The organism is Microcoleus sp. MON1_C5 (assembly GCF_036701875.1).
GTDB lineage: Bacteria > Cyanobacteriota > Cyanobacteriia > Cyanobacteriales > Microcoleaceae > Microcoleus.
On sequence record NZ_JAUBRN010000105.1, the window covers coordinates 1 to 10,948 of the forward strand.

At 45.1% G+C, this 10,948-nt stretch carries 10 protein-coding genes; 7 read left to right on the forward strand and 3 right to left on the reverse strand.

What is annotated here, in order from left to right; all coding sequences use genetic code 11:
- Positions 1–101 precede the first annotated feature (101 nt).
- From QUA71_RS27975 to QUA71_RS27990, 4 genes are all read left to right on the forward strand, one after another.
- Positions 102–989, forward strand: a complete 888-nt coding sequence (locus QUA71_RS27975) for a ParA family protein (protein WP_333290122.1) — start codon at positions 102–104, stop codon at positions 987–989.
- A complete protein-coding gene (locus QUA71_RS27980; RefSeq protein WP_333290124.1) occupies positions 982–1,764 on the forward strand; it encodes a hypothetical protein in 783 nt (260 codons plus the stop codon). Before QUA71_RS27975 ends, QUA71_RS27980 begins: the two co-directional genes overlap by 8 nt.
- A 4-nt stretch (positions 1,765–1,768) precedes the next feature.
- The gene (locus QUA71_RS27985) at positions 1,769–1,918 is read left to right on the forward strand and encodes an alpha-E domain-containing protein (RefSeq protein WP_445243466.1); all 150 of its coding nucleotides are present in this window, start codon (positions 1,769–1,771) and stop codon (positions 1,916–1,918) included.
- Between the two features lie 83 nt (positions 1,919–2,001).
- Positions 2,002–3,615 carry a family 10 glycosylhydrolase gene (locus QUA71_RS27990; RefSeq protein ID WP_333290126.1) on the forward strand — a complete coding sequence of 538 codons (1,614 nt, stop codon included), beginning with the start codon at positions 2,002–2,004 and terminating at the stop codon, positions 3,613–3,615.
- A 228-nt stretch (positions 3,616–3,843) separates the two neighbouring features.
- Here QUA71_RS27990 and QUA71_RS27995 read toward each other — a convergent pair whose 3' ends face one another.
- From QUA71_RS27995 to dusB, 3 genes are all read right to left on the reverse strand, one after another.
- Positions 3,844–4,494, reverse strand: coding sequence for an NAD(P)H-dependent oxidoreductase (locus tag QUA71_RS27995; protein WP_333290128.1), 651 nt, complete (start codon positions 4,492–4,494; stop codon positions 3,844–3,846).
- Positions 4,495–4,654: 160 nt separating this feature from the next.
- Positions 4,655–5,575 carry an ornithine carbamoyltransferase gene (gene argF / locus QUA71_RS28000; RefSeq protein ID WP_190739043.1) on the reverse strand — a complete coding sequence of 307 codons (921 nt, stop codon included), beginning with the start codon at positions 5,573–5,575 and terminating at the stop codon, positions 4,655–4,657.
- Between the two features lie 99 nt (positions 5,576–5,674).
- Positions 5,675–6,685: a tRNA dihydrouridine synthase DusB gene (dusB, locus tag QUA71_RS28005; RefSeq protein ID WP_333169518.1), complete on the reverse strand. Its 1,011-nt coding sequence runs from the start codon at positions 6,683–6,685 to the stop codon at positions 5,675–5,677.
- A 463-nt stretch (positions 6,686–7,148) separates the two neighbouring features.
- On the opposite strand from dusB, the gene QUA71_RS28010 reads away from it, so the two are divergent.
- The 3 genes from QUA71_RS28010 (at position 7,149) to QUA71_RS28020 (ending at position 10,926) form a co-directional block, all read left to right on the forward strand.
- Positions 7,149–8,741, forward strand: coding sequence for a glucose-6-phosphate isomerase (locus tag QUA71_RS28010; protein WP_333290130.1), 1,593 nt, complete (start codon positions 7,149–7,151; stop codon positions 8,739–8,741).
- A 63-nt stretch (positions 8,742–8,804) separates the two neighbouring features.
- Positions 8,805–9,539, forward strand: a complete 735-nt coding sequence (locus tag QUA71_RS28015) for a response regulator transcription factor (protein WP_333290132.1) — start codon at positions 8,805–8,807, stop codon at positions 9,537–9,539.
- Positions 9,540–9,597: 58 nt separating this feature from the next.
- The gene (locus QUA71_RS28020; protein ID WP_333290134.1) at positions 9,598–10,926 is read left to right on the forward strand and encodes a hypothetical protein; all 1,329 of its coding nucleotides are present in this window, start codon (positions 9,598–9,600) and stop codon (positions 10,924–10,926) included.
- Positions 10,927–10,948: the final 22 nt, after the last annotated feature.

A 10,948-nucleotide genomic window follows, 5' to 3' on the forward strand; every position in this document is an offset into this window, starting at 1 on the left:
TAAGTCGGGAAGTTTTTCCATTCCTTTATCTAATGTCTATCTCGTCTTCTTGTCAAGGGGGTTGAGCAATTACCATTGAGATTATTACTAAAATTAAGAACTTGCTGGAAAACCCACCCAAAGCTTTAACAATTTGCATCTATAATGATAAGGGAGGTGTGGGAAAAACTACAACGACAATCAACTTGGCTGCGATTCTTCGACAACAGCACAAAAAAGTGCTTGTTGTTGACTTCGATCCACAACAAGGAGATTTAACAGATTCATTAGGCTTACAGGAAGGAAAAGTCAAATTATCTGATTGCCTGGTTGAGGAAGCATTGAATGTTAAAGAAACTCTTCAAGCATTTAATCTGAAGGATAAAGCAGGGCTATTAGTTAAGGTATTTGATGTCATCCCATCTGACTCAGGGTTATCAAAGTTCATGAGTTATGAGTATGAAGCAAAAATTGAAAAAGGTTCAGCAATGCTGCGATATTTGCTTGATATTTTTGTTTCTAAATATGATTACATCTTAATTGATGCACCTACGAACTGGACTTTTTTTAGTAAAAGCTGTGTGATAGCTTCCGATGTAATCCTCATGCCAACAGAACACAATAACTTTTCATCTTTAAAAAATGCTGCTAAAGTGATTAAAGAATTCTTACCTGAAGTTAAGAAGCTTAGGCAGGACGGTGGCCCTATTGCCTTGCCGATATTTTTCAATAAACATAAAGAAACAGAGGCTTCAATCAAAAGAGCAAATGCAGAGATTAAAGCAATTCTTACACTTAAGAAAGCAGATAATTATCTTCTAGATACTAATTTGTTACCCTATTATTGGCCTAAATCTACAAAAACGGTGATTGACACAACTATATTCAGTGTTCCAGAATATGAAGTTGTTTCAACGGCAGCTTTTTCTCGAAAACCAGCGGTTTTTCAACACAAAAAAGCCGCTGAATATTACTTAAAATTAGCGAAGGAGTATTTTTTGTATGAGTAATTCTGAGAACATCGGTAAGTTAATGCACTTGAAGTTATCTAAAATTGAGTCAGCAGAACCCTGCTCTGAGTCAGAGTTTATCATTGCCGGAGCCGCCGAAGCCGTCTTGCAAGCAGGTAATCGCAATTGGATTCCGATTATCGTTAAAGAAACAGGCGACTCTCAGTATCAAGTGGTGAGCAATCACTTTGTCTATGCTGTAGCTCAACAAGCCAAATTAGATTTAGTATGGTGTATTGTCATTGACCCCAAACCATCAAATATTGAACAAGCGAAGATTCTAGCGCGCGAAGCAAATCCCACAGTCAATCTGAGTACAGCATCAAAAGATACTATTATAGCTGTACTTAAATACTTAGTTAAAGAGCATAATTGGAAGAATGTAAAACCAGTTGAAACGGCCAATAAAATTGTAGATTCTAACCGCGCTCAATGGTCAGATTTCACCCCCCTGACTAAGTTACAATGTGGTTTGACTAAGGCGAGATTAGATTTTATTGCTAAAGTATTTTCTATATCACCGCCACCGCCGCCGCCTCCTCCTCCTCAAGCAGTCAGTGTGAAACGTGCATCAAGAGATGAAATTTTTGACCGTCTCAATTACTTATCAACTAATAAAATAGGAGGCTTTGAAAATATTGATGCCGAAAAAACAGCCGATGCTATCTTCACCGCGAATAAAGGCAAGTGGAAAACCCTCAGTCCAATTTCCAAACTTGAATGCGGCATTGATACAGCCAAAATGAAAATCATTAAAACCCTATTTAGCCTGTAAAACTATGTTAAGTGGTGTAGCGGATTCAATTTACTGGCTCAACCGCTATATTGAAATATCGGAAAATATCGCCCATTTTGCCGAAGTCAATTTTAATCTCATTCTCGACTCTCCCAGCGGTATTACTCAACTATTTACCGATCTGCCCACTTAATGTACCATTGTGCGAAAATGTCAAGCGGACGCTCAAACCAAAAGTCCGTAGAGGACTGTTAAACGCTCTCACACACAATTCTCATGCGAAAGACCAAAACATTCTTTTTGTCAAGCTTGTTCCTGATTGGCTTAACAATTAGTTTTCTGCTGACTCCTGGTTGGTTCTCAAACTTCCCATCCCGCGCTAACGCAACTATGCCTCCGCAAACCCAAACCGCCGAATTTCGCGCCTTCTGGGTGGACGCCTTCAATCCCGGCTTCAAAACCCCTCAAGAAGTCACAAAATTAATCGCAGACGCGCAGCGGGCAAATGCCAATGCCATCGTCGCCCAAGTCCGCCGCCGTGGCGATGCCTTTTACACGAGTGCGATCGAACCCCGCACCCTCGATCCCAACGTTCCCCCCGGTTTCGATCCCCTGCAAGATTTGATTGACAAAGCCCACGCCGCAGGCATTGAAGTACACGCTTGGATGGTGACGCTGCCGGTGGTTTCGGGTAGCAAACTTCCCGCCGGTCACGTTTGGCAACAACACGGGCCTTCGGCCCCCGGCAGCGACAATTGGGCAATGCTGACTTACGGTGGGGAAGCCCAAGGCTATCTCGATCCCGGCCATCCAGACGCCGTAGATTATACTGTTTCCGTCTATTTGGACTTGCTGAAGCGCTACGATGTGGACGGCGTACAGTTGGATTATGTGCGCTACGGCGGGCCGACTTGGGGCTACAATCCGACTGCGATCGCCCGTTTCAATCAGCAAACAGGTCGATCGGGCAAACCCGCACCCACCGATCCCGCGTGGATGCAGTGGCGGCGCGACCAGGTGACAAATTTAGTGCGGAAGCTTTATGTAGAAAGCCTTGCGATTAAACCGCGCGTTAAAATTACCGCCGCCACGATCGCCTGGGGAGACGGCCCAACAAACGATGCAGCTTGGTATCAAACGCAGCCTTACAAAGAAGTATTGCAAGATTGGCGCGCTTGGCTGGAAGAAGGGATCGTAGACATGGCGATGCCGATGACTTACCAGCGCGAGTACAAACGATCGCAAAAACTCGCTTACGACAACTGGATCGAGTACGCCAAAGACCACCAGTACAACCGCCAAATTGCGATCGGCCCCGGCAATTACCTCAACTACATCGAAGACACTCTAGGCCAGATTCGCCGCGCCGAAGCGCCCTCTGCGAAAGGAAATCACGTCGCAGGTACGGTGCTCTATTCCTACGCTAGCAGCAACGTGTACACGAATGTGGAACTGCGAGCGGGCGGTAGCGGTGATTTGCCCCGCCAGCCTTGGAAATACGTTCCCCAAAGCAACGATTTGTTTTATACCGCCCTTTCGCAGCCGAGTCAATACGTTGATGCTGCGACGGGCAAAACCTATGAAACTCAGCCTGTGTGGGCGACAGCAGCAGCCGTTCCCGATATGCCTTGGAAGTCGCGGCCGACTACAGGTGCGATCGCCGGAAATTTGCAGCAGTGCGCTCAAACTTGCGACGGTGCGAGCTTGACATTGCAGTCGATCGATGCTGCTGGCCAGGTGCGTCAACTGCGCGCGGATGGTAAAGGATGGTTTGGGGCGATCGAGCTTTCTCCGGGAACTTATCAGTTGAAAGTTGACAGAAGTCAGATTCAACAAACAGTTAATGTTGTCGCGGGCGAAGTTGCAAAAATCAATTTCGGAGCCTCTTAATCACTTTTTAGGGTGCGCCGAGGTGGGCTATTGCGATCGACTTACAGCGTATCCCGGGTTTATAGAACCCATTTAGGATCTTTTTGTTGTCTCACAAGCCTTTGAGGTATCTAGGTTGTATCTGGTTTGATGCCTGTTAGCTTAAAGTCCTGACTCTGGTATTAAATCCTCTGGTAAAACGATCCCCTCAAAACCATATAGTTCGCTCAAGAAGATACCAAATGGGTTCTATAAAGTTTCTAAGATTTCTGACTTAGGGAATCTTACTTTTGCGAGTGAAGCATACTTATCTGCTTCAGAGCGATAGCCAGCCGCACAAGCTACGACGGTAGTAAAGCCTTTTGCAGAAAGACCCAACAGGCGATCGTAATTGACAGGTTCAATTCCTTCCATTGGACAGGTGTCAACACCAAGCAATGCAGCACAGGTCATAAAGTTGCCCAGTGCAATATAAGTTTGGCGCGTTGACCAGTCATTGATATTAAAACTGCGGCCACCATCAACCAAGTCACTGACGATTAGACTCCGATATCCTGCCATTGCCTCTACAGTCCCGCCTCGCACCTCGGCAGTGCGGGCCATAAAGCGATCGACATCCTCGGCAGTGAGATTCTTTTTAATCGCGAACACGACATAATGAGAGCAATCAGTAACCTGTGACTGATTCCAGGAGAGGGGCTTGAGCTGTTCTTTAAGTTCCGAGCTGGTAATAATCAGAAATTTCCAAGGTTGAAGCCCATAAGAAGATGGTGTTAACACTAACGCATCTTCTAAAGCTGTCCAGATTTCTGGAGCAATTGTTTTGGCTGGATCGAACTGTTTGGTGGCATATCGCCATTTGAGATTTTCGAGTAAGTCTGTCGTAGTGATGTGATTCATTTCTTTTACTTAAGAGATTGCAGTTAATCATGGTTGAAACGGATAATTACAGGCTGGTTGCAAATAATCCTGGTTCAACTGAAATGATAACGGAAGCGGTCTGCAAAAAGTAGCGAGCAGGTCGATTTGAGCCCCCGAAAGACTAATTTTTAGCTAATTCTTAATCGCTTTCCAGAATGCTTGCCAGCAAAGCTTGCTGAGCGTGCATCCGATTTTCTGCCTGATCCCAAACGCGCGATTGACTGCCCTCAATCACGTCATCCGTAATCTCTTCATCCCGGTGTGCGGGCAAACAGTGCAATACAATTGCATTCTTATCTGCTAACTTCAGCAATTGTTCATTTACCTGATATGGCTTAAACAAAGGAATCCTGATTTTTGCTTCCTCTTCCTGTCCCATACTCGCCCAAACATCAGTATAAATAACTTGAGCATTCTTCACAGCAGCTTCTGCGTCCGCCGTCACAGTAACTTCTGTTTTTCCATTAGCAATATTCTTAGCTTTTTCCACTATCTCAGCATTCGGCTGGAAATCTTGAGGGCAAGCAATTCTTACATTCATTCCCGTCATTGCACAGCCCAACATCAGCGAATTTGCCATATTATTGCCATCGCCCAAATAAGTTAAAGTCACCCCTTCCAACTTGCCAAAACACTCTTTTACTGTCATTAAATCCGCCAGCACTTGACATGGGTGTTCGTCATCTGTCAGTGCATTAATCACAGGAATTTTGGCATAGTTAGCAAAAGTTGCTAAATCCTTTTGCTCGAACGTCCGAATCGCCAAAATGTCTAAATATCTGTCTAAAACCCTGGCTGTATCTACCAAAGGCTCACCACGGCTGACTTGTGTAACGTTGGGATTGAGGTCAATCACTTGCCCTCCCAATTTATACATTGCTACCGTAAAACTTACCCGCGTTCGCGTTGAAGCTTTGGAAAATAACAAGCCGAGAACTTTATTGCGTTTCAGCTTGACCATTCCCGATTTTAAACTGGCTGCTAGATCCAGCAAATAATTTAATTCATCAATGCTTAAATCTGCCAGACTTAATAAATCTCGCCCTTTTAATGAGTCCATGCTTTCCCCCACACACAAATTTTTAACTGTGTCTTAAATCTTAGCCCGCAGAGGTGGGTTTTGTTTCTGTAATCCCTAATTGACATCTGCGGGTAAGGTTTATGCGGGCAATTGCTCGATCGCGCGATCGATCGAATCGCAACCTTGTTCAACCGTTTCTACCACAGCCAACACGCCCCGCAATTCCCCAGCGCCGGGGAAACCCTTAGCATACCAGGTTAAGTGCTTGCGCGCTTGGGAGACACCGCTTTCACCTTTATATTCCCACAAAGCCCGCAAATGTTCCTTAGCACATTCGAGGCGTTCAATTGGTGTCGGAGCTATCTTTTCCACACCAGTTTTCAAGAAATAATCAACTTCTCCCACCAAAAAAGGATAGCCCAACGTTCCCCGCGAACACATCACTCCATCTGCGCCGGTTTCTTCGAGACATCGCATCGCTGCTTCCACTGAAAAAATATCCCCGTTAGCAATAACTGGAATCGATAAAACTTCTTTCACTCGGCGAATCCACTCCCATTTTGCCGGGCCGGTGTAACCTTGCGATCGAGTGCGGCCGTGCACGGTAATCATTTTTGCTCCCGCATCTTCCATCCGCTTGGCAAATTCCAAAATATTAATTTCTTTGTCAGTCCAACCGATCCTAGTTTTAACCGTGACAGGAACATCTACCGCTTCCACAACAGCCCGCACAATTGCCTCGGCCGTTGCCGGGTCTCGCAGCAGAGAAGAACCGCCGCCGTTTTTAGTAATTTTGTTAACCGGACAGCCCATATTAATATCAACAGTATCGGCTCCTTCGGCCACTGCTTTCTGGGCCGCTTCTGCCAAGAAATCCGGCCGGCAGTCAAACAATTGAATGCTAATCGGGCGCTCGTTCGGGTCAACTTCCATAATTCTCGGCAGTTGCTTCACGTAGTGCAAACCCGTAGCGTTCACCATTTCCGTGTACATCATCGAATCCGGCGCGTAGCGGCGCACCAGGCGGCGAAATACCAAGTCGGTAACGCCGGATAAGGGCGATTGCAGGACGCGGCTTTTAACTTCAAAATCGCCGATTTTGAGCGGAGTTGCTAACCTTTCTTTTAATTCTGGAGATAGAGCAAGCATAGTCGATCGCACTTTAATTCTAATATCTGTATATTATACTACACTTCAGATAGTTGACAGTTGTTAACTATATTTTTAGCCGATTATTGAGGGACAGCTAAAAGTATATTTAACCTGACCGCAATGCCTATTTTACACATCCCGATCGCCCGAATTTGAATATTGTGAAACCAGGGCCCAAACGCCAACGCCGACCACAGTTAAATCTCTGTGCGGCTTCGATCTATCTATGGGGTGTGACCATTAATGAGGGATCTACCTACTAAGAGTGTTGCCCAAGTCATATTTTTATTGTTTAATTCTGCCGAATGCTCTGCCTGCCTTCGGCTCCGGCTATCTTCAGAGGACTAATGGTTAAATTTATTGGGATTCTGCAAAAGCCGTACATCAGATCGTTTTAAACTACAATTGGTGGATTCCTGACGACGCCGATCGAACATTAAAAAAATTGTAGAGAATTCCTATGGACGCCGCAGCACTCTGGCAACGCTATCAAGACTGGCTTTACTATCACGAGGGATTGGGACTTTACCTCGATATCAGCCGCATGGGATTCGACGACGCTTTCGCAGCAGCACTGAAGCCCAAATTTGACAAAGCTTTCAAAGACATGGCAGCTTTGGAAGCAGGTGCGATCGCCAATCCCGACGAAAACCGGATGGTGGGCCACTACTGGCTGCGAAACCCCGATTTAGCTCCCACTCCAGAATTAAAACAAGAAATAGTCGAAGGCATAGTACAAGTCGAAGAATTTGTCAAGAAAGTTCAAAACCGCGATATTAAACCGCCCTTTGCTCCGCAATTTACCGACATAATTTCGATCGGCATCGGCGGTTCCGCCCTCGGCCCCCAATTTGTTTCCGAAGCTTTATCCCCAGACATTCCGCCCCTAGCAATACATTTTATCGACAACACAGATCCGGCTGGGATCGATCGAATCCTCAACAAAATCAAAGACAAACTCGTCAGCACCCTAGTAATTACTATCTCCAAATCCGGCGGCACCCCCGAACCCCGCAACGGCATGATTGAAGTTCAAAAAGCCTTCGCCGCCCAAAAACTAGACTTCGCCAAACAGGCAGTTGCCATCACTGGAACAGACAGCAAACTAGACAAATTAGCCAAATCCGAAGGCTGGATTGGCAGCTTCCCGATGGCCGACTGGGTGGGAGGACGCACTTCCGAATTGTCAGCAGTTGGACTTTTGCCCGCAGCTTTGCAAGGCATCGACATTCGGGCGATGCTCGACGGCGCTAAAGTCATGGACGAAGCTACTAGAACCACCGAAATCACACATAATCCCGCTGCCTTGTTAGCAATGTCCTGGTATTTTGCTTGCAACGGACGCGGTGAAAAAGATATGGTAGTTTTGCCGTATAAAGATTCACTCCTATTGTTCAGCCGCTACTTGCAGCAATTAGTCATGGAATCTCTAGGCAAACAGGAAGATTTAGACGGCAATACAGTTCATCAAGGTATCGCAGTTTACGGCAACAAAGGCAGCACCGACCAACACGCCTACGTCCAGCAACTGCGAGACGGCGTGCCGAATTTCTTCCTAACATTTATCGAAGTTTTGCAAGACAGGCAAGGCATTTCCCCAGAAGTAGAAACCGGCGTGACTTCCGGAGATTATTTGTCCGGTTTGTTGCAGGGAACTCGACAAGCTTTGTACGAAAATCACCGAGATTCCATTACTGTCACAATTCCCCAAGTCAACCCGGAGACAGTAGGAGCATTAATCGCCCTCTACGAAAGAGCCGTAGGTTTTTACGGTTCCTTGGTGAATGTCAATGCCTATCACCAGCCGGGCGTCGAAGCAGGCAAAAAAGCTGCCGCTGCTGTATTGGACTTACAGCAGCGGGTACTGCAAGTGCTCAAAGACGCTCAAACACCTCTGTCTGTAGAAGAACTAGCCAAAAAAGCAGGAAGACCAGAGCAAATCGAGACAATTTACAAAACTCTGCGGCATTTGGCAGCCAACGGGCGCGGCGTAGCTTTGGAGGGTAAATTAGGACAACCGGCTACTTTAACTGCAAGTTATCAAGAAAATTAAACAGTAGAATTAAACATTAAAAGTGAAATTAGTCACTTTTAATGTTTAATTTTTAATTCCCCCATGCCATTAACTATTCTGGTTGCTGACGACGATTTCGCGACTCGCTTGTCAATTACCGATTATCTAGAAATTACCGGATACTCTGTAATCGCTGCTGAGAACGGCAAAGAAGCTTTAGGTTTGGTAGATGAATTTCAGCCCCACTTGATTGTTACCGACATTACAATGCCCGAGATGGATGGCTACGAATTCGTGCGCCGAGTTCGGACTCGTCCCGCTTTCCGCTTGCTGCCGGTGATTTTTTTGACGGAACGCACGAGCACGCAGGAACGGATTCGGGGCTATCAGATGGGGTGCGACAATTATCTGGCTAAGCCTTTTGAACTCCAAGAATTGGGGGCGGTTATTCGCTCTTTGCTCGATCGCTACGCTCTAATCGCTCAGGCACCCTCTCGTTCCCCGGAACCAGAACCGACGCCAACAGAGGCACGCAGCAGAGCCAATGACAAGCCAGAAGAAGATTTTTTAACTCAAAAGTCAAACACCAGCGATTCCCTACGGGATAGCTCCGCTTCACGGGCATCTCCAAGCCAAAATGCCCCGAGTTTGACCCAGCGAGAGCGAGAAGTGCTAGATTTGCTGACAGAAGGTCTTTCTAATATTCAAATAGGCTCCCGACTCCACCTGAGCCCTCGAACTGTCGAAAAGCACGTCAGCAGCTTGTTCAGAAAAACTGACAGCAACAACCGAGCAGAACTCGTTCGCTTTGCGATGGAACACCATTTAGTCAGATAAGCGTCAACGCTCTGGGCAAGAAAATTACCTGCACTTACCACGCTGAATAAATAACATCATGGTCAACAATTACTTAAAAAATCAGAAAATTCTATATGCTGCAGCATTAGCAGCTTCCATAATTTTCTGTATTGCCATGACATCAATGGGAATCAGCAAGTATTACAGCGTTTTACAGGGTGGAGACAACTATAACGATTTCCCTACCAGCGGTTTCAGCCTCATCCGAGTTCTAATTAACGGTTCCTACTTGATAGCAACAGTTACATATATTATCTGGTTAATTAAAAAAAAAACGCCCTGTTCCAGCTTTCTAGACATTTGCAAGTATGCAATCCCCTTTCTGGCACTTGCCCTCATAGCTTATCCCCAAAGCAGTGACATTTATATGTACTTGCATTACGGAACGATGAGCTTACATAAAATTAATCCTTATCTGAATAATCCCGATACCTTAATTTCTAACGTATCTCCCTTCCTCCACTGGGGGCAAACTTCTACCTACGGCCCCGTTTCTTTATTCTTTTTTGCCCTATCAGCACTTGGTGGATCAATTAGCCCTTTACTAGCCGTTTATATTTTTAAAATAATCTGCGTGTTGGTACACACGCTCAATGGCTACTTAATTTGGCGCTTGCTAACAAATGCTGAAAACCGTAACCTCATAACACTGGCCTATTTAGTCAATCCCATGCTATTGAACGAGCAAATAGCTAATGCTCACCTTGACGTTCTTCTTGCGAATACATTGATCGTTTTAATAGGATGTATTTATTACCAACGTTATGTTTTGGCAATTTTAGCAATTTGGGTAGGTTTTTTAGTAAAAACCTTACCTATAATTTGGTTGCCATTAGTTGTTGCTTTCCTCTGCAAGCAGCGTCGGTGGAAAGATTTAGCAGCATCCGTCTTGCTTTCTTTATTAATTATCGTGGTGATAACTTATACATTTATGCCAACAGTTTCAGCTTGGAGAAGTCTTTTAAATCCGGGAACCGCCGGGGCGACTGCTCGATCGTTTCACCATGCGATCAATTTATTTATGGATTTTTTGCCCAATATAAGTGTTGAAACTAGGGAAAGTATTCTATCATTCCTCAAATATTTTGCGTATTTAAGCTGGATTTTTTACTATGCAGGGACGTTAATTAAATCATTATTCCGCAAAAAAGATTCGGAAATTAATTTGGTATCAGATATTGGATGGACGACTCTCACTTTGTTTTTGTTTGCTACACCTTGGCTAATGCCTTGGTATCCATCTATTTTGCTGCCAATTGCTGCTTTGAGTATCAATTATCCCCATTTTGTATTGACAAGTTTAACTTTTTCTGTAATTGCTCAACTAGGGGAAAAAATGGAGCCATCAATAGAGAGAGCTTGTTGAATAGATTGATAAGCAGTTAAAC